The sequence below is a fragment of the Variovorax sp. YR752 genome, from assembly GCF_943372545.1.
In genome coordinates this window covers 1-19511 of record NZ_CALRZC010000011.1, presented here as the reverse complement: position 1 = coordinate 19511, position 19511 = coordinate 1, and the positions used below count along the sequence as shown (strand labels likewise).

Below are 19511 nucleotides of genomic sequence, written 5' to 3'. Positions count from 1 at the left end.
TGCCGGGCAGTCTAGCCAGTGGGCCTGTGGGGACGCTAGAGGCAAACCCCGTGCCACTGATCAAAGCGAATCAAAGCCAGCCGCGCGTGCGCAGGTCGGCCAGCGTCAGGTCCAGGCACTTGCGGATCAGCGCCACCATCTCGTCGATCTGCGCGCGCGTCATCACCAGCGGCGGCGCGATGATCATGCGGTCGCCGACGGCGCGCATGATCAGGCCGTTGCCGAAGCAGTGGCCGCGGCAGACCATGCCGACCTCCAGCGCACCGTCGAAGGTCGTGCCCGACGCCTTGTCCTTGACCAGTTGCAGGGCGCCCATCAGCCCGCAGGTCTGCGATTCACCGACGAGCGGGTGCTGCGCCAGCTCGGCGAAACGCTCGGCAAGATAGGGCCCGACGTCCTCGCGCACCCGCTCGACCAGGCCTTCCCGCTGGATCAGCCGGATGTTGGCGATGGCCACCGCGCAGGCCACCGGGTGGCCGGAGTAGGTGTAGCCGTGGTTGAACTCGCCACCCTGGTCGATCAGCACACGCGCGATGCGCTCGCCGACCATCACCCCGCCCAGCGGGATGTAGCCCGATGTCACGCCCTTGGCGAAGGTCATCAGGTCGGGCTTGCTGCCCATGGTCTCGCAGCCGAACCACTGGCCGGTGCGGCCGAAGCCGGTGATGACCTCGTCGCTGACCAGCAGGATGCCGTGCTTGTCGCAGATCCTCTGGATCTCCGGCCAGTAGGTGGCCGGCGGCACGATCACGCCGCCCGCGCCCTGGATCGGCTCGCCGATGAAGGCAGCCACCTTGTCGGCGCCGATCTCGAGGATCTTCGCCTCCAGCCAGCCCGCGGCCTTGCGGCCGAAGTCATCACGAGACTGGTCACGCCCCAGTTCGAACCAGAACGGCTGCTCGATGTGCACGATATCGGGGATCGGCAGCCCCCCTTGTTCGTGCATGCCGCTCATGCCGCCCAGCGAGGCGCCGGCCATCGTCGAGCCGTGGTACGCGTTCTTGCGGCTGATGATCACCTTGCGCTGCGGCTGGCCGAGCACGTCCCAGTAGCGGCGCACCATGCGCACCACGGTGTCGTTGCCCTCGGAGCCGGAGCCGGAGAAGAAGACGTGCTGGAACTGCGACGGCGTGACCTCGGCCAGCAGCTCGGCCAGTTCGATCGCCGGCGGCGTCGCGGTCTGGAAGAAGCTGTTGTAGAAGGGCAGCTCCTTCAACTGGCGCGTCGCCGCGTCGATCAGCTCCTGGCGGCCGTAGCCGACATTGACGCACCACAGGCCGGACATCGCGTCGAGGATCTTCTTGCCCTCGCTGTCCCACAGGTAGATGTTGTCGGCCTTCGTGATGACGCGCGAACCCTTGTTCGCCAGGCCCTTGAAGTCGGTGAAAGGATGCAGGTAGTGCGCGGAGTCCGCTGCCTGCCATTCGGCGGTGGTGCGGGTGTGCGGGGTGTTGAGGACGGCGTTCATGCGTTTCTCCAATCTCGTGTCCGGGTCAAACGTGGAGCAAGAGATGCTCGCGCTCCCACGGCGAGATCACCTTCATGAACTCGTCGTGCTCGATCTCCTTGACCTCGGAATACACGGTGACGAATTCACGGCCCAGCACGTCGTGCAGGTCCTTCTCGTCGGCCAGCCAGCCCAGCGCCTCCGACAAGGAGCGCGGCAACTGGTATTCGGACAGATAGGCGTCACCCTTGCACTCGTTGCTCGGGTCGATGCGGTTCTTGATGCCCAGGTAGCCGCAGGCCAGGGTCGCGGCCAGCGCCACGTAGGGGTTGGCGTCGGCGCCGATCACGCGGTTCTCGATGCGCCGCGCCGCCGGCGTGGCCACCGGCGAGCGGATGCCCACCGTGCGGTTGTCGGTGCCCCACTGGATGTTGATCGGCGCGGCCGTCGACCGCGCCAGCCGGCGGTACGAGTTGACGTAGGGCGCGAACAGCGCCATCGCCGCCGGCGTGTACTTCTGCAGGCCGCCGATGTACCAGTAGAACTCCTTGGAGGGCGTTCCGTCGGCGTTGCTGAAGATGTTCTTGCCGGTCGACGTGTTGAGCACGCTCTGGTGCACGTGCATCGCACTGCCGGGCTCACCGGCCATCGGCTTGGCCATGAAGGTGGCGTACATCTCGTGGCGCAGCGCCGTCTCGCGGATGGTGCGCTTGAAGAAGAACACCTCGTCGGCCAGGCCCAGCGGGTGGTCGTGGAAGAAGTTGATCTCCATCTGCCCGGCACCGACCTCGTGGATCAGCGTGTCGACGTTGAGCTCCATCTGCTCGCAGTAGGCGTAGATGTCCTCGAACAGCGGGTCGAACTCGTTGACCGCGTCGATCGAGTAGGCCTGGCGCGAGGTCTCCGCGCGGCCGCTGCGGCCCTTGGGCGGGCGCAGCGGCGTGTTCGGGTCGGAGTTGCGCTCGATCAGGTAGAACTCCAGCTCGGGCGCGACGACCGGGCTCCAGCCCTCGGCGGCGTAGAGGTCGCAGATGCGGCGCAGCACCGAGCGCGGCGCGTAGGGGATCAGCTTGCCATCGCGGTCGAAGCAGTCGTGGATGACCTGCGCGGTCGGGTCGGTCGCCCAGGGCACGATGCGCACCGTGCTCGGGTCGGGGCGCAGGTGCATGTCGCGATCGGTGGCGTGGATGACGTCGTAGTACGGGCCTTCCTCGGGGAACTCGCCGGTCACCCCGATGGCGACGATCGCCTCGGGCAGCCGCATGCCGCGGTCCTCGGTGAACTTCTCGCGCGGCAGGATCTTGCCGCGCGCCACGCCGGTGAGGTCGGGCACGAGGCACTCGATCTCCGTCACGCGTCGTTCATTGAGCCAATGTTCCAGTTCGGCAAAACCGAAGTTCTTCTTGTCAACCATGTGTCACCTGAGAGTTGTTGCGCGGCATCCGGCTGGTGGCCGGGACTTGCTGCGCGTAAGGGTCGCCGCGATGGCGGCAGGGCGCGGGTGCGCCAGGAAGTGGCGTCAGCGCGGTGGCTGAGGAGCCCGAGGGCGATCGCGGTAGGCACGGCATGCGTCACCGAAGGCACGCAACAAGCGTACCGACACCGGGTTCGAGGCGGCTCGCCACTCCGGATGCCATTGCACGCACAGGTTGAAGCCCGGCGCCTGGTCGACCGAGAAGGCTTCGACCAGGCCGTCCGGCGCCCTGGCCTCGATGCGCAGGCCGGCTGCCAGGCGCTTGACGCCCTGGCCGTGCACGGAGTTCACCTTGACCCGGAGCTCGGGCAAGATGCCGGCGAGCACGCCGCCGGGCTGGATGTCCACCGGGTGCGCGAAGTCGTAGACCTCCTCGGCGGTGGCATCCGCCCGGCCGCCGGCACCGCGGTGGTCGTGCTGTCCGGCGACCTCGTGCACTGCCTGGTGCAGCGAGCCACCGAGCGCGACGTTGGTCTCCTGGAAGCCGCGGCAGATGGCGAACAGCGGAATGCCGCGCTCGACGATGCGGCGGATCATCGGCAGCGTCCAGTCGTCGCGGTCGGGGTCCAGCGGCAGCGAGAGATCGCGCACGTCCTCGCCGAAGTGGCGTGGATGAACGTTCGAGGGCGAGCCGGTGAGCAGCACGCCATGCGCCAGGTCGAGCAGTTCGTCGAGTTCGTCGATATGTGCCACCGGAACGATCAGCGGCAGGCCGCCTGCCAGCCGCACCGCCTCGATGTACTTGCGGCCGGCCACGTGGAACGGATGCTGGCCGAGCGTGCGATTGCACGACGGCACGAGCACCACGGGTTTGGAGGAGGCGGGCGGACTCACAGCAGATCTCTGAGCCGATAGTAGGCCATGCCGGCCACCAGCGCCGGCGTGCGCAGCAGCTTGCCGCCGGGGAAGGAACGATGGCGGATGCGCGCGAAGGTGTCGAAACGCTCGGCATCGCCGGCGATGGCCTCGGCCACCAGCTTGCCGGCCAGGCCGGTCAGTGCCAGGCCGTGCCCCGAGAAGCCCTGCAGGTAGTAGACGCTGGCCCAGTCGGATCGCTCCAGCCCGTGCAGGCGATCGGACAGGCGGCCGAAGTCCGGCGCGCGGTTCATCGAGATGTCGACGAAGCCGCCCCAGGCGAACTCGACCTTCGTGTTCTCCAGTTGAGGGAAGGTGCGCGCCATGCGCTGCTGCATGCTGGCCGCCAGGTTCATCGGCGTGGCGGTGCTGTAGCTGACGCGACCACCGTACAGCATGCGGTGGTCCAGCGTCGGTCGGAAGTAGTCCAGCACGAAGTTGGTGTCGCAGACCGCCGAGCCGGACGGGACCAGCGACGCTGCCAGCGTCGGTTCGATCTCTTCCGACGTGACGATGTAGGTGCCGACCGGCATCACGCGGCTTTCCAGCACCGGCGCCAGGCCCTGCAGGTAGACGTTGCCGGCCAGCAGAACGTGCGAGGCGCTGACGCTGCCCTGCGCGGTGCGCAGCTTCACCACGCGGCCGGGCAGGATCTCGGTGACGGCCGAGTCCTCGTGGATCTGCACGCCCAGCGAGGCGGCGGCCGCGGCCAGCCCCAGGCTGTACTTCAGGGGATGCAGGTGACCGCCCTTCGGATCATGGATGCCGCTGTGAAAACGCGGGCTGGCGATCCACTGCGGCATCTCCTGCGGCGTGATCCAGCGTGTCTGATAGCCGTAGTCGCGCTGCATCTGCTCGTGCCAGGCGTGCAGCTCGCGGGCCTTGCGTTCGTTCACGGCCAGGCCGAGGTAGCCGTCGCGCCAGTCGCAGTCGATGGCGAAGCGCTCGCGTCGCTCGCCGATCAGCCGGATCGCCTCCAGCGTCATGTCCCAGACGCGCTTCGAGTCGGTGCGGCCGAGCTGGCCTTCGATCACCGACTGGTCGCAGGCCAGCCCGGCGATCGCCTGGCCGCCGTTGCGGCCCGAGGCCCCCCAGCCGACCTGGCGCGCCTCGAGCAGCACGACGCGGTAGCCGCGGTCGGCCAGCTCGATCGCCGCCGACATGCCGGCCAGGCCTGCGCCGACGATGGCCACGTCGGCATCGACATTCGATTGCAGCGCAGGGAAGCGCTGCCGACGTGGCGCCGTGGCCGCGTAGTAGGAGTTCTTCGTGAGTTGCAGGTCGGTCTGCAGCAGCGTCATAGGGAGACGTTCAGGCCGCGGTCTTCAGCACGTCGGCGAGCGTGCCGACAAGCTGGTCGATGTGCTGCTTCTCGATGATCAGAGGCGGCGAGAAGGCGATCGTGTCGCCGGTGGTGCGGATCAGGATGCCGCGCTCCCAGCAGGCGAGGAAGATGTCGAAGGCACGCTTGCCCGGCTGGCCGGGCAGCGACTCGAGCTCGACCCCGCCGACCAGGCCGATGTTGCGCACGTCGATGACGTGGCGCGAACCCTTCAGCGAGTGCAGCGCGTTCTCGAAGTAGGGTGCCATCTGCGCCCCGCGCGTCAGCAGGCCTTCCTCGGCATAGGTGTCCAGCGTGCCCAGCGCCGCGGCGCAGGCCAGCGGGTGGGCCGAGTAGGTGTAGCCGTGGGTGAACTCGATGACGTGCTCGGGCCCGGTCATGAAGACGTCGTGGATGGCCTGCTTGCAGAACACCGCGCCCATCGGCACGCAGCCATTGCTGATGCCCTTGGCCACCGTCATCAGGTCGGGCGTGACGCCGAAGTGCTGCGCCGCGAACGGCGAGCCGAGGCGGCCGAAGCCGGTGATGACCTCGTCGAAGATCAGCAGGATGCCGTGCTTGTCGCAGATCGCGCGCAGCCGCTCGAGGTAGCCACGCGGCGGCAGCAGCACGCCGGTGGAGCCGGCCACCGGCTCGACGATCACCGCGGCGATGCTCGACGCGTCGTGCAACGCCACCATGCGCTCGAGGTCGTCGGCCAGCTCCGCACCGTGCTCCGGCACGCCGCGCGAGTAGGCGTTGCGCGCCAGGTCGTGGGTGTGGCGCAGGTGGTCCACGCCACCCAGGCCGGTGCCAAACAGCTTGCGGTTGCCGACGATGCCGCCGACCGAGATGCCGCCGAAGTTGACGCCGTGGTAACCACGCTCGCGGCCGATCAACCGGGTGCGTGTGCCTTCGCCACGGGCGCGGTGGTAGGCGATGGCCATCTTCAGCGCGGTGTCCACCGCCTCCGAGCCGGAGTTGGTGAAGAACACCTTGTTCAGGCCGGCCGGCGTCAGCTGCACCAGGCGCTCGGCCAGTTCGAAGGCCTTCGGGTGCGCCATGTTGAAGGGCGGCGCGTAGTCGAGCTCGGCCGCCTGTTCGGCGATCGCCTGCACGATCTTCGGCCGCGCGTGGCCGGCGTTGACGCACCACAGGCCGGCGATGCCGTCGAGGATCTGGCGGCCGTCGGGCGTCCAGAAGTGCATGTCCTTGGCCTTGGCGAGCAGGCGCGGGGCCTTCTTGAACTGCCGGTTCGCGGTGAACGGCATCCAGAACGCGTCCATCGAATGCGGATGGGCCGAACCTTCTTCGCGCAACGTCAGCACGGCAGGATCGATGGCTTTGTTCATGGCTCTGGCTTCCTCGCGACGTTCGTGTCGGGCCCGCAAAGTGTGCAGTCGGCCACGGAAGGAGTCTAGAGAAACCACGGCGCAATGTGCTTGCGCAATCGCGCCGGGTACACCCTGGCCGCTGCAATATCATTCGATCAAACGACAACGAAACCGCAGGAAATGCGAAACAACGCCGCTGACGTGCAACTGGATGCGATAGACCGGGCGATTCTGGAGGTGCTCCAGCACGAGGGCCGGATCGCCAACCAGGAGCTGGCGCAGCGCGTCCATCTGTCACCGTCGGCCTGCCTGCGGCGCGTCAAGGCGCTCGAGGATGCCGGCGTCATCGCGCAGTACGTCGCGCTGCTCAACCCGAAGGCGGTCGGCAAACACGGCATCAGCTACACGATCATCAATCTCGACAGCATGAACACGCCGCTGCTCGAGGCCTTCGAGCAGGCGGTGCGCGACTCGCCGGAGATCCTCGACTGCTTCTACGTCGCCGGCGCCAACGACTACCTGATCCGCTTCGCCTACCGTGACGCCGAGGACCTGGAGCACTTCCACTCGCAGGTGCTGATGCACCTGCCCGGCGTGGCCCGTTCGAACTCGATGCTGGTGCTGCGCACCGTCAAGAAGACGACGGCGCTGCCGCTTTGAACACCAGCGGGGGCAGGCTGGCGCGCCGGCGCGCGAACTTCGCGGCGAGCGCCTTGGCCTCCGGGTAGATGATCGTCTCCTCCAGCTGGATGTGTTCGCGGCACAACTCGAGGAACACCGTGATGGCGTGGCGCAGTTCGTCCGGGTCGAACCAGCTGTAGCCGGCGGCGATCGCGCGCAGTTGCGGCGCGATGGCCAGCCAGTCCTCCTCGATCCAGCCGTGGTCCTGCTGCAGCATGCGCACCGTGGCGACCAGCGCTTCGTCGGCCGAACTCAGCAGCGCCGGGAAGACCTTGCGCTCTTCCTCCTGGTGATGTGCCTGCGAGGTGCTGGAGAAGAAGGCCTCGATCGCGCCGGCCTCGGCCTGCGCGTGCGCATCGACGCCCTTGTCGGCGAGATGGGCACACAGCGCGTCGAGCTGCTCGAGGTGCGCCGCGATCTGCTGGTGGCAGGCGTCGAGCGCCTTGAAGTCGGTGCCGGAACCGCCAGTCCTGAGAGCCGATGCCATGGAACCTCCGCGTCGTGATGTGGGTTCCATTCTTGAATCTGCTGCGCTGCAGCAGTTGCGGCAGGTCAAGCGCGGCGCAGTCTTCCGCAGAGGTAGGTCCAGACGAAATGGGCCGCCGCCTGGCTGGTCAGCTCGGCATGGTCGTAGGCCGGTGCGACCTCGACGCAGTCCATGCCCACGAGAGGCAGGTCAGCCAGTTCTTCGAGCACGCTGAGCACCTGGTTGGTGCTCATGCCGCCCGGTTCCGGGGTGCCGGTGCCCGGCGCGAAGGCCGGGTCGAGGCAGTCGATGTCCAGGCTCAGGTAGACCGGCGGCTGGCCGTGGGCTGACAGCCGGTCACGGATTGCTGAGAGCACGGGAGCGAGCTGCGCCGGGTTGTCCAGGCCGCGCAGGTCACGGCCGCTGAAGATCAGGCCGCCCTGGTCGCGCACGTACTCGCGCGCCTCACGCACGCCAGCCGAGCGGATGCCGAGCTGGGTCACGCACTCGCGCAGCACCAGGCCTTCCTGGATCGCCTCGTAGACCCAGGTGCCATGGCCGCTGGGTTCGCCGAAATGGTCTTCCCAGGTGTCGCAGTGGGCGTCGAAATGGATCACCGCCAGCGGCCGGCCGTGCAGCGCGCGGTAGGCGCGCAGCAGGGGCAGGGTGATGCTGTGGTCGCCACCGAGCCAGACCATGTGATGCGCGCGGATCAGCCGCTCGACCATCGGCATCATCGCCTCGCGCATCGCGGCCAGGCTGGTGTTGGGCAGCGGCAGGTCGCCCGCATCGCCGAGCCCTCCGTCCGGACTCACGTCGAAGTGCGGATGGATCGCATCGCACAGCATGTGGCTGGCCTCGCGGATGGCGCGCGGGCCGAATCGGGCGCCGGGGCGGTTGGTCACCGAGCCGTCCCAGGCGATGCCCGCCACGGCATAGGGCGTGGCCGCGGAGGCGGGAGGCGCCTTCAGGAAGGCGTTGTTGGAGAGGAAGGCGAAGGCGGTCATCGAGCGTCCTGCGGCAAAGCTGGCGGCGGATGATACGAGCCGGCTCGCCACGGCCCGCCCCATGACGACGAAGCCCTTCTCGAACTCGCGCCGCGCCGCGCTGGCAGCTCACGCTCAATGCCAGCGATGCCAACCGTTTCGCGCTTGTGCGCTGGCGCCTGTCGCCGGACTTGATGGTGATCGGCAAGGCCATCGCCGGCCCTCGGCGCTGCGCGATTTCATCGCCGAAGTGCACACCTGAGTCGCGCCCTGGGGATTTCACGATCAGAAAGGGTCGTTTCGCATTGCGGCAACTCGGCTTGCTGCAGCGCCGCAATCTTTCTCATTGTGAAGAACGACGTTTCGTATCCCGGAATACAGAAAGCAAGTCATTGATTTAAATGACTAATATTTTTAGTCTTCTATAAGACATAAGTCTTCTCATGATCGTCCTGCCGGACTAACCTTGAGGCCAGAGATTCAGTTCTTCAGTCCCTGTCTTCACATCACCCCCGGAGGTCCTCATGACGAATCTGACCCGCGAACAACAAGTTGCCGCCCTCGAGAAGGATTGGGCCGAGAACCCGCGCTGGAAGGGCATCAAGCGCGGCTACAGCGCCGCTGACGTGGTGCGCCTGCGCGGCTCGCTGCAGATCGAGCACACGCTGGCCAAGCGCGGCGCCGAGAAGCTGTGGAAGCTGATCAACACCGAGCCGTTCGTGAACTCGCTCGGCGCGCTGACCGGCAACCAGGCCATGCAGCAGGTCAAGGCCGGCCTGAAGGCCATCTACCTGTCGGGCTGGCAGGTCGCCGGCGACGCCAACAGCAACGGCGAGATGTACCCCGACCAGTCGCTGTACGCGGTGGACTCGGTGCCGAAGGTCGTCAAGCGCATCAACGCCACCTTCCAGCGCGCCGACCAGATCCAGTGGAGCGAAGGCAAGAACGACACCGATTTCTTCGCGCCGATCGTCGCTGACGCGGAAGCCGGCTTCGGCGGCGTGCTCAACGCCTTCGAGCTGATGAAGTCGATGATCGACGCGGGCGCTGCCGGCGTGCACTTCGAGGACCAGCTCGCCTCCGTCAAGAAGTGCGGCCACATGGGTGGCAAGGTGCTGGTGCCGACGCGCGAAGCGGTGGCCAAGCTGGTCGCCGCGCGCCTGGCGGCCGACGTGATGGGCACGCCGACCATCCTGCTGGCCCGCACCGACGCGGAAGCCGCCGACCTGGTCACCAGCGACGTCGACGACAACGACAAGCCGTTCATGACCGGCGAGCGCACCGTCGAGGGCTTCTTCAAGACCCGCAACGGCCTCGAGCAGTCGATCAGCCGCGGCCTGGCCTACGCCGAGTACGCCGACCTGATCTGGTGCGAGACCGGCAAGCCCGACCTGGCGTTCGCCAAGGCCTTCGCCGACGCGATCCACGCCAAGTTCCCGGGCAAGCTGCTGGCCTACAACTGCTCGCCGTCGTTCAACTGGAAGAAGAACCTCGACGACGCGACCATCGCCAAGTTCCAGCGCGAGCTGGGTGCGATGGGCTACAAGTTCCAGTTCATCACGCTGGCCGGCTTCCACAGCCTGAACTACTCGATGTTCGACCTGGCCTACGGCTACGCGCGCAACAACATGAGCGCCTTCGTCGAGCTGCAGGAGAAGGAATTCGCCGCCGCCGAGCGTGGCTTCACCGCGGTGAAGCACCAGCGCGAGGTCGGCACCGGCTACTTCGACGCGGTGACCACGACGATCGAGCGCGAGGCCTCGACCGCCGCGCTGAAGGGCTCGACCGAAGACGAGCAGTTCTTCGACAAGAAGCACGCCTGATCGAGGCCTGATCACCGTGTGAGGAGACAGGGGCCTGCGGCGTCGAGCCGCAGGCCCTTCTTCATTGGCTCGCCGCGATCACTGTGCGAAGCACAGGCGGTCGCGGCCTTCCTGCTTGGCGCGGTAGAGCTGCCGGTCGCAGTCGTCGATCAGCGCGTCGAGCGAGTCGGTGTGCCGTGCCAGCGCGGCCGCGCCCATCGAGAACGTGCAGCCGTGCGCACCGTCGATGCCCGCGGCCGGCGTGAGGGCGAAGCGCTGGCGCAGTCGGTCGAAGACGGCGGGCACTTCGTCCACCGAGGTGCCCGGCATCACCAGCAACCACTCTTCGCCGCCCCAGCGGCCGAGCCGGTCCTGCCCGCGCAGCACGGCCGCTGCCGCCGTGGCCAGGGCACACAAGACCGCGTCTCCGGCGGCATGGCCCCGTGTGTCGTTGACGCGCTTGAAGTGGTCGAGGTCGATCAATGCCAGCGTCAGTGGCACGTCCAGCCGGCGGGCCTGATCGAGCTGCGCCTGCGCGTAGGCCCTCACCGCGCGGCGGTTCGGGGCGCCAGTCAGTTCGTCGCGCAGGGCCAGGTCGGCGAGCGCACGGCGGCGCAGGAAGGCGCGCCATCCGAACGCCAGCGCCGCCGCCGTCATCAGGCCCAGCGTGGCAATGGCGGCCCACAGCGAGCGTTGCCTGGCCGTCTCCGCCTCGAGTGCCAGCCGCGTCCTTTCGCCCTGGTGGCGCAGCTCGGTGTTCTCGGCATCGCGCTGCGCGGCGGCGTAGCGGGCCTGCAAGCGCAGCGTCTGGACGTCGGCGGCAAAGGCGCGGCCTTCCTCGTGAAGCAACTCGGCGCGCTGCGTTTCCGCATAGGCCTGAGCGAAGCGGCCCTGCGAGGCGAAGCCGGCAGCCATCGCACGTGCCACGCGAGCCCTGGCCGCAGCGGGAACGGCCGGTGTGTCCCAGCGCCGCGCCCGGCCGATCTCGGCGATCACCTCGGCGCGGCCGAGCAGGGTCAGCGCCACGATGCTCTGCTCGGCCAGCACGAACATGCGGTAGCCGGTATCGGTGTCTTCGACCAGACGGCGCGCCTCGGCCACCAGCGGCAACGCCCGCGCCGGCTGTTTGCGCTGGTTGAACGCCTCGGCGAGGCCGGTGTTCGCCGCCGCAATGCCGGCACGGTCGTCGATGCTGCGCGACAGTTCGCGCGCCTCCTCGAACCAGCGGGCGGACTCGTCCCATTGCCGGGCGATGCCCATGGCGTTGGCGCGCTCCCACAGCACGAGGCTGCGGGTCATGCGTGCAGGCTGGGTGCCCAGGGCCTTGAGTGCACGCTCGAAATGCTGGTCGGCCTCGGCCTGGGTGCGCGCCTGGCCACGGCCGGCGATGGTGCCCATGGACAGCAGGGCACCGGACTCGAGGGAAGGCAGCCCGAGCTCGCGGGCGCAGCGCTCCACCGCCTCGGCGGTGAGCCAGGCCTCGTCGAGCGTGTTGACATCGACCAGCAACACGAGATCGAGCTGCTGCAGTTCGCACGCCAGTTCGGCATCGTCGATGGAGGTCGCAGTCTGCTGCAGGCGGTCCATGCGCTCGCGTGCATCGCGCGTCTCCAGGGCCATCCACTCGCTCTCCAGCTTGGTCTTCTCCAGCCAGGCGCGGTGCGCCGGTGTCGATGCGGCGAGGGCCACGAGCGCCGTTTCTGCCTCGGCGAGCGATTCCCCGGCCTCGGCCGACAGCTCGAGCATGTTCTGCGCGCGCGCCAGGCCGAGCAGCGCCCAGAAGCGCTCGGCCGGCCCGCCGGCGGCAACGAGCTGCGCGCGCGCCGCGACGATGGCCGCGCGCGGGTCATCGTCGATCAGGTTGTCGATGGCGAGCAGGCTCGCCGGGCGCACCGTGGTCGCCAGGGCAGGCATGGTCGACGACAGCCCCAGGGCGACGAGGGCAGCAAGGCAAAGCGTACGTATCACCGGAGCATCATCGGCCGGTCCCGCGCCAACCTGAGCCCGATCCAGGGCAAGGCATGGACTCTTCACGGCGCAGACGATCGGTTATCGTCTCCGGCCATGGCCGACACCATCGCCGAACTGCGTCGCATCCTGAAGACCTGCCGCACCGTTGCGGTGGTGGGTCTGTCCGCCGAGTGGCATCGGCCCAGCTACTTCGCCGCCAAGTACATGCAGGAGCACGGCTTCCGCGTCGTACCCGTCAACCCGCGCTATGCCGAGGTGCTGGGCGAACCCTGCTACCCCAGCCTCGAGGCGATCCCGTTCCCGGTCGACATGGTCGACGTGTTCCGCAAGGCCGACGACGTGCTGCCGATCGCGCGCTCGGCCGTGGCCATCGGCGCGAAGTGCCTGTGGCAGCAACTCGGCGTGAAGAACCTCGAGGCCGACGCGATCGCCCGCCAGGCCGGGCTCGACACGGTGATGGACCGCTGCGTAAAGATCGAGCATGCACGCCTGTTCGGCGGGCTGAACTGGGCGGGGGTGAACACCCGGGTGATCTCGGCGCGACGCCCGGTGTAGGGTTCGGGCATGCCCGACCATTCCTTCCGCCCCGAGACGCTGGCCATCCACGCCGGGCAGATTCCCGACGCCGCCACCGGTGCCCGCGCGCTGCCGATCTACCAGACCACCAGCTTCGTGTTCGACAGCGCCGAGCACGCGGCGTCCCTCTTCAATCTGCAGACCTTCGGCAACGTCTACTCGCGCCTGTCCAACCCGACGGTGGCGGCGCTGGAGGAACGTGTCGCCGCGCTGGAGGGCGGCCGCGCCGCGGTGGCCTCGGCCAGCGGCATGGCCGCCGAGGCGATGGCGCTGATGACGCTGCTGCAGCAGGGCGACCACGTGGTGGCCGCGGGTGCGCTGTACGGCGGCACGGTGACCATGCTCGCGGTCAACCTGAAGAAGTTCGGCATCGAGACGAGCTTCGTCGATGCGACGAACCCCGACGCCTTCGCAGCGGCGATCCGCCCGAACACGCGCGCCATCTTCGCCGAGAGCCTCGGCAACCCCAGCCTGGTGGTGCTCGACATCGCCGCCGTGGCCGATGTCGCCCATGCGCACGGCATCCCGCTGGTGATCGACAACACCGTGCCCTCGCCGTTCCTGTGCAACCCGATCCGCCACGGCGCCGACATCGTCGTGCACTCGGCCACCAAGTACCTCGGCGGCCACGGCACCACGCTGGCCGGCGTGATCGTCGAGAGCGGCAAGTTCCCGTGGGACAACGGCAAGTTCCCCGGCATGACCGAGCCCTCACCGGGCTACCACGGCGTGAAGTTCTACGAGACCTTCGGCGACTTCGGCTTCACGATGCGAGCGCGCATGGAGACGCTGCGTGTCTACGGCGCGGCACTGTCGCCGACGAGTGCATGGCAGATCCTGCAGGGCACCGAGACGCTGCACCTGCGCATGGAGCGGCACTGCGCCAACGCGCTGCGCGTGGCCGAGCATCTGCGTTCGCACCCGAAGGTGAGCTGGGTCAACTATCCCGGCCTGCCGGAGCATCCGCAGCACGCGCTGGTGCAACGGCAGATGCGCGGTGCGTCGGGGCTGCTGGCGTTCGGCGTGAAAGGTGAACTGGCCGCCGGCGTGAAGTTCATCGAGTCGGCGCAGTTCATGAGCCACCTCGCCAACATCGGCGACACACGCACGCTGATCATCCACCCGGCCTCGACCACGCACCGCCAGCTCGACGAGGCGCAGCAGATCGCCGCCGGCGTGCTGCCGGACATGGTGCGCATGTCGGTGGGGATCGAGCACATCGACGACATCCTCTGGGACATTGACCAGGCACTCGCTGCCGCGAGTGCATAGCGACCAGGCGCTTGCGGGTGCGAGCGGCCGAGTGCACGTCAGGAGGGCGCCGCCGCCGTGGCGTGCGAGGCGCGTGCGCGCCCGCGCTGCAGCCACATCACCAGCGCCAGCAGCAGCAGCGCCGGCAGGAACATCCACTCCTTCGCAGGGCGCGGCGACGGCATCTCGATGGTCGTGACCTTGAAGCCCTGCTCGAGGCCCAGTTTCTCGGCCCGCGAGCCGAACTGCACCTGCGCGATCTGGATCTCGCCGCCCAGCGGCACGATCGTCAGGCCGATCCTGCGCAGCCGCTCGCGGCCCGGGCCGGCGTCGCCCAGCGGCAGCAGCACGCCCTTGCGGACGTCATCGCCGTCGAGGTTGGTGCCTTCCACCCAGACGCGCTTGCTGGCCCCGGCCGGCGCCGCCTCGACCAGCGACAGCAACTGCGCCGCGGGAACCTCCTCGTAGGGCGGGTGCACCATGTCCCACCAGAAGCCGGGACGGAACAGCGTGAAGGTGACCAGCAGCAGCGCCAGCGTCTCCAAGACCCGCGAGCGCACCAGGAAGTAGCCCTGCGTGGCGGCGGCGAACACCAGCATCGCCACGGTGGCGCTGAGCACCGTCAGCAGCAGGTGCCAGGTGCTGTCGACGCCGATCATCAGCAACTGCGTGTTGAAGATGAACAGGAACGGCAGGATGGCCGTGCGCAGGCTGTAGAAGAAGGCCGTGACGCCGGTCTTGATCGGGTCGGTGCGGGCGATCGCCGCCGCAGCGAACGAGGCCAGCCCGACCGGCGGCGTCACGTCGGCCATCAGCCCGAAGTAGAAAACGAACAGGTGCACCGCGATCAGCGGCACGAGCAGGCCGCTTTGCGCACCGAGCTCGACGACCACCGGCGCCATCAGCGTCGAGACGACGATGTAGTTGGCGGTGGTCGGCAGCCCCATGCCGAGCACCAGGCTGATGAAGGCCACCAGCACCAGCATCAGCATCAGGTTGCCGCCGGACAGCAGTTCGACGACCTCGGTCATCACCAGCCCGATGCCGGTCAGCGAGACGGTGCCCACGATGATTCCGGCGGCCGCGGTGGCCACGCCGATGCCGATCATGTTGCGCGCACCGGCCTCGAGGCCGCCGATCAGGTCGGCGAAGCCCTGGCGCAGCGCCGCGCCATAGTGGCCGCGGCCGCGCAGCGCGGCGATCAGCGGGCGCTGCGTCAGCATCACGAAGATCATGAACACCGTCGCCCAGAACGCCGACAGCGCGGGCGACATCTGCTCGATCATCAGGCACCAGATCAGCACGACCACCGACAGCAGGTAGTGCAGGCCGGACTTGAGCGTCGGCGCCGTCTCCGGCAGCTCGAACACCGGTGCATCGGGGTCGTCGAGCTTCAGCTCAGGCTGGCGCGCGCCGACCCAGAGCAGCCCGATGTACGAGGCCAGCACGCCGACACCGATGATCCAGATCGCCGTCGCGCCGGCGGCCTGCTTGATCCAGCCGATGCCGTAGTAGACCGCGCCGGCGAGCACGACGAAGCCGCTGATGGTCAGGCCGAAGGACAGCAGGCGCTGCAGCGGACCGGCCTGCGAGCGGCGTGGCAGGCCCACCAGGTTGGACTTCAAGGCCTCCAGGTGGACGATGTAGAACAAAGCGATGTACGAGATGATGGCCGGCAGGAAGGCGTGCTTGATCACCTGCGTGTACGGAATGCCGACGTACTCGACCATCAGAAACGCGGCCGCGCCCATCACCGGCGGCATCAACTGGCCGTTCACCGAGCTGGAGACCTCGACCGCACCGGCCTGGTCGGGCCGGTAGCCGACGCGCTTCATCAACGGGATCGTGAAGGTGCCGGTGGTGACCACGTTGGCGATCGACGAGCCGGAGATGATGCCGGTGGCCGCCGATGAGACGACCGCGGCCTTCGCCGGCCCGCCGCGCATGTGCCCGAGCAGCGCGAAGGCCGACTGGATGAAGTAGTTGCCCGCGCCGGCCTTGTCGAGCAGCGAGCCGAACAGCACGAACAGGAAGATGAAGCCACTGGACACGCCCAGCGCGACGCCGAACACGCCTTCGGTGGTCAGCCACTGGTGCGACATGGCGCGCGACAGCGAGGCGCCCTTGTGCGCGATCAGGTCGGGCATGTAGGGCCCGGCGAAGGTGTAGACGAGGAACACCAGCGCGACGATCACCATCGGCAGGCCGAGCGCGCGCCGCGTCGCCTCGAGCAGCAGCACGATGCCGACCACGCCGACGACCAGGTCCTGCGTGATGGGCTGACCCGGTCGCGTCGACAGCTCGCGGTAGAAGACGAACAGGTAGCTCGCGCAGGCGGCGCCGACGATGGCGAACACCCAGTCGGCCAGCGGCACGCGGTCCCGCGGCGAGCGGCTGAGCGCCGGGTAGGCCAGGAACGCGAGCAGGATTGCGAAGGCCAGGTGGATGGCACGCGACTGCGTGTCATTGAACACGCCGATGCCCAGTGCGAAGGGCAGTGGTGAGGCGATCCACAGCTGGAACAGGCTCCAGCCGAGGCACAGACCGAGGATCAGCCGGCTGACCTGCGGGCCGGGGTTGCGGCCGCCGGCGTCGTTCTCGGCGACGAGCTGGTTGACGTCGATCTCGGCGGGACCCGCCTTCTTCTTGCCGAACATGCTGGCCTCCGGTGCGCGCTGCGCCATTGCATCGGGCCGCAGCGCGCCGATGGCGCCTGCGGCCCGTCCTCTCGGGTCGATCAGCCTGCGCTCAGAGCCAGCCCTTTTCCTTGTAGTACTTGGCTGCGCCCGGGTGCATCGGCGCCGAGTTGCCGTCCTTGACCATGCGCTTCGGGTCGAGATTGCTGAAGGCCGGATGCAGCTTCTTGAACTCGTCGAAGTTCTCGAACACCGCCTTGACCAGTTCGTACACCGTGGCGTCCGGCACCTTGGCCGAGGTCACGAAGGTGGCCAGCACGCCGTAGGTCGGCGTCGTGTTCGCATGGCCGGCGTACAGGCCGCCCGGAATGTCGACCTTGGCGTAGTAGGGCGCGCCCGCGACCAGCTTGTCGACCGCCGGGCCGGTCAGCGGCACCAGCTTCGCGCCGCAGGTGGTGATCGGATCCTGGATGTTCGCCGAGGGATGGCCGACGCCGTAGAAGAAGCCGTCGATCTTGTTGTCGCACAGCGCGGCGCCGTGCTCGTCGGCCTTCAGCTCGGAGGCGAGCGAGAAGTCACCGAGCTTCCAGCCCATCGCGCCGAGCAGTTCCTCCATCGAGGCGCGCGTGCCCGAGCCGGGGTTGCCGACGTTGAAACGTTTGCCCTTCAGGTCCTCGAACCTGGCGATGTTCGCTTCCTTGCGCGCCAGCACGGTGAAGGGCTCGGGGTGCACCGAGAACACCGCGCGCAGGTCCTTGACGGCACCGTCCTTCTCGAACACCTTGGTGCCCCTGGTGGCGTGGTACTGCCAGTCGGACTGGGTGACGCCGAAGTCGAGTTCGCCGGCCTTGATGGTGTTGATGTTGAACACCGAGCCGCCGGTCGATTCGACCGAGCAGCGGATGCCGTGCCGGGCGCGGTCCTTGTTCATCAGGCGGCAGATCGCACCGCCGGCGGCGTAGTAGACGCCGGTGACGCCGCCGGTGCCGATGGTGATGAACTTCTGCTGGGCCAGCGCGGGCGTGGCCGGCAGGGCGACGGTCAGGGCGGTGGCGGCGGCCAGGGCCAGGCGGGAGAGAGAGGTCTTCTTCATCGTTGCCTCCGAGGGACGGGTTGTGTGAAACGCCTGCCCTCGTGAGGCAGGCAGGAGCGAGGTGCATGCGACGTGCGCACGACTTCGGGGCCAACCATAAGCGCAACCGCGCTCCGGGTGCGACCGGGATTGCCCCGGGTGGCTAGCAAGTTGCGTGCGCCACCGAGCCGATCGCGGCGTCGATGGCGCGCTGCAGCCGCACGACGATCTGTTCGAGATCGTCGTCGCCGACGATGAACGGCGGCGCCAGCAGCACGTGGTCACCGAGGCGGCCGTCGATGGTGCCGCCCATCGGATAGACCATCAGCCCCTCGGCCATGGCCTGCGCGCGCACTGCCGCATGAAGCCTTGCCGAGGGGTCGAAGGGGCGCTTGTCGGCACGATCGGCGACCAGTTCCAAGGCCCAGAACAGCCCGCGGCCGCGGATGTCGCCGACATGCGGGTGCTCGCCGAACGCGGCGCGCAGCCGATCGTGGAGCTGCTGGCCCTGCCGGCGCACCGCCTCGAGCAGGTGGTCGCGCTGGATGACCTGCTGCACCGCCAGTGCCGCCGCGCAGGCCACCGGATGGCCGATGTAGGTGTGGCCGTGCTGGAACAGGCCGCTGCCCTGCGCGAGGCTGCGCACGATGCGCCGCTGCGCGAGCACGGCGCCGATCGGCTGGTAGCCGCCGCCCAGGCCCTTGGCGATGGTCATCAGGTCGGGCACCACGCCTTCCTGCTCGCAGGCGTGCAGCGTGCCAGTGCGGCCCATGCCGCACATCACCTCGTCGAGAATGAGCAGGATGCCGTGGCGGTCGCAGAGTTCGCGCACCGCCCGCAGGTAGCCGGGCACCGGCGCCAGTGCGCCGGCGGTGGCGCCGACCACCGTCTCGGCGACGAAGGCGATGACGCGCTCCCCGCCGAGTTGGTCGATGGCGTCGAACAGTTCGCGCACGAGGCGCCGGCCATACTGCTCGGCCGTCTCGCCGGGTGCGCGGTCGCGGTACTCGTAGCACGGCGAGACATGGGTCACCGGGATCAGCAGCGGCGCGAACTGGCGCCGCCGCCATTCGTTGCCGCCGACCGAGAGCGCGCCGAGCGTGTTGCCGTGATAGCTCTGGCGCCGCGCGATGAAGTGCTGCCGCTGCGGCTGTCCGATCTCGACGAAGTACTGGCGCGCCATCTTCAGCGCCGCCTCGACAGCCTCGGAGCCGCCGCTGACGAAGTAGGCGTGGCCGATGCCGGCCGGCGCGTGGGCAACCAGCGTGTCGGCGAGCCTTTCGGCCACCTCGGTGGTGAAGAAGCTGGTGTGCGCGTAGGCCAGGCGGTCGATCTGCGCGTGCATCGCCGCCAGCACCTCCGGATGGCCGTGCCCGAGGCACGACACCGCGGCGCCGCCGGAGGCATCGATGTAGCGCTTGCCGGTGGCGTCAGTGAGGGTCACGCCGGCGCCGGCCATGGCCACCGGCAGGCCGTGGCGCAGTTGCCGGTGCATCACCCGGCTGTCCGGCAGGTGGAAGGCTTCGGTCATCGGATTTCCTTGCGGGAGGGGCGCTCCCAGTAGGCGCGGGTGTCCTGCAGGTGCTGCTGCATGCGCTGCAGCTGCTGGAGCACCGCGTCGCCGCCGCGCGCGGCGGCC

The 19511-nt window shown here is 68.5% G+C and carries 16 protein-coding genes; 5 read left to right on the top strand and 11 right to left on the bottom strand.

Translation table 11 applies throughout. The features are described from left to right. Positions 1–70: 70 nt before the first annotated feature. From AAG801_RS04140 to AAG801_RS04120, 5 genes are all read right to left on the bottom strand, one after another. Complete coding sequence (locus tag AAG801_RS04140) at positions 71–1468, bottom strand: aspartate aminotransferase family protein (protein WP_341887287.1); 1398 nt, start codon at positions 1466–1468, stop codon at positions 71–73. A gap of 25 nt (positions 1469–1493) precedes the next feature. Beyond that, positions 1494–2861 carry a glutamine synthetase family protein gene (locus AAG801_RS04135; RefSeq protein WP_341887286.1) on the bottom strand — a complete coding sequence of 456 codons (1368 nt, stop codon included), beginning with the start codon at positions 2859–2861 and terminating at the stop codon, positions 1494–1496. A 105-nt stretch (positions 2862–2966) separates the two neighbouring features. Then, on the bottom strand, positions 2967–3755 hold the full coding sequence (locus AAG801_RS04130) for a gamma-glutamyl-gamma-aminobutyrate hydrolase family protein (protein WP_341887285.1): 789 nt from the start codon (positions 3753–3755) through the stop codon (positions 2967–2969). After that, positions 3752–5077, bottom strand: a complete 1326-nt coding sequence (locus AAG801_RS04125) for an FAD-binding oxidoreductase (protein ID WP_341887284.1) — start codon at positions 5075–5077, stop codon at positions 3752–3754. The genes AAG801_RS04130 and AAG801_RS04125 overlap by 4 nt, the downstream gene beginning before the upstream one ends. Before the next feature lie 10 nt (positions 5078–5087). Beyond that, entirely contained in the window at positions 5088–6383 is a 1296-nt protein-coding gene (locus AAG801_RS04120) for an aspartate aminotransferase family protein (RefSeq protein ID WP_341887337.1), read from the bottom strand. A 228-nt stretch (positions 6384–6611) separates the two neighbouring features. On the opposite strand from AAG801_RS04120, the gene AAG801_RS04115 reads away from it, so the two are divergent. Next, positions 6612–7091, top strand: coding sequence for an Lrp/AsnC family transcriptional regulator (locus AAG801_RS04115; RefSeq protein WP_341887283.1), 480 nt, complete (start codon positions 6612–6614; stop codon positions 7089–7091). Here AAG801_RS04115 and AAG801_RS04110 read toward each other — a convergent pair. Together AAG801_RS04110 and speB are read right to left on the bottom strand one after the other, a co-directional pair. After that, complete coding sequence (locus AAG801_RS04110) at positions 7063–7599, bottom strand: hemerythrin domain-containing protein (protein WP_341887282.1); 537 nt, start codon at positions 7597–7599, stop codon at positions 7063–7065. The genes AAG801_RS04115 and AAG801_RS04110 overlap by 29 nt on opposite strands. 65 nt (positions 7600–7664) lie before the next feature. Continuing rightward, positions 7665–8585: an agmatinase gene (gene speB / locus AAG801_RS04105; protein WP_341887281.1), complete on the bottom strand. Its 921-nt coding sequence runs from the start codon at positions 8583–8585 to the stop codon at positions 7665–7667. Positions 8586–8646: 61 nt separating this feature from the next. On the opposite strand from speB, the gene AAG801_RS04100 reads away from it, so the two are divergent. Together AAG801_RS04100 and aceA are read left to right on the top strand one after the other, a co-directional pair. Further along, positions 8647–8826: a hypothetical protein gene (locus tag AAG801_RS04100; protein WP_341887280.1), complete on the top strand. Its 180-nt coding sequence runs from the start codon at positions 8647–8649 to the stop codon at positions 8824–8826. A 271-nt stretch (positions 8827–9097) separates the two neighbouring features. Continuing rightward, positions 9098–10387 carry an isocitrate lyase gene (gene aceA / locus AAG801_RS04095; protein ID WP_341887336.1) on the top strand — a complete coding sequence of 430 codons (1290 nt, stop codon included), beginning with the start codon at positions 9098–9100 and terminating at the stop codon, positions 10385–10387. Between the two features lie 78 nt (positions 10388–10465). Here the strand turns inward: aceA and AAG801_RS04090 are convergent, their stop codons facing one another. After that, positions 10466–12280: a GGDEF domain-containing protein gene (locus AAG801_RS04090; RefSeq protein ID WP_341887279.1), complete on the bottom strand. Its 1815-nt coding sequence runs from the start codon at positions 12278–12280 to the stop codon at positions 10466–10468. A gap of 150 nt (positions 12281–12430) precedes the next feature. Between AAG801_RS04090 and AAG801_RS04085 the strand changes: the two genes are divergently transcribed. Beyond that, positions 12431–12892: a CoA-binding protein gene (locus tag AAG801_RS04085; protein WP_341887278.1), complete on the top strand. Its 462-nt coding sequence runs from the start codon at positions 12431–12433 to the stop codon at positions 12890–12892. A 9-nt stretch (positions 12893–12901) separates the two neighbouring features. Next, positions 12902–14185: an O-acetylhomoserine aminocarboxypropyltransferase/cysteine synthase family protein gene (locus tag AAG801_RS04080; RefSeq protein WP_341887277.1), complete on the top strand. Its 1284-nt coding sequence runs from the start codon at positions 12902–12904 to the stop codon at positions 14183–14185. Between the two features lie 38 nt (positions 14186–14223). Here the strand turns inward: AAG801_RS04080 and AAG801_RS04075 are convergent, their stop codons facing one another. From AAG801_RS04075 to AAG801_RS04065, 3 genes are all read right to left on the bottom strand, one after another. Next, positions 14224–16821 carry a TRAP transporter permease gene (locus AAG801_RS04075; RefSeq protein WP_341887276.1) on the bottom strand — a complete coding sequence of 866 codons (2598 nt, stop codon included), beginning with the start codon at positions 16819–16821 and terminating at the stop codon, positions 14224–14226. Positions 16822–16912: 91 nt separating this feature from the next. Continuing rightward, positions 16913–17893 (bottom strand): TAXI family TRAP transporter solute-binding subunit, encoded by a 981-nt coding sequence (locus AAG801_RS04070; RefSeq protein WP_341887275.1) that lies wholly within the window; start codon positions 17891–17893, stop codon positions 16913–16915. A 142-nt stretch (positions 17894–18035) separates the two neighbouring features. Further along, complete coding sequence (locus tag AAG801_RS04065; RefSeq protein WP_341887335.1) at positions 18036–19385, bottom strand: aspartate aminotransferase family protein; 1350 nt, start codon at positions 19383–19385, stop codon at positions 18036–18038. Positions 19386–19511: the final 126 nt, after the last annotated feature.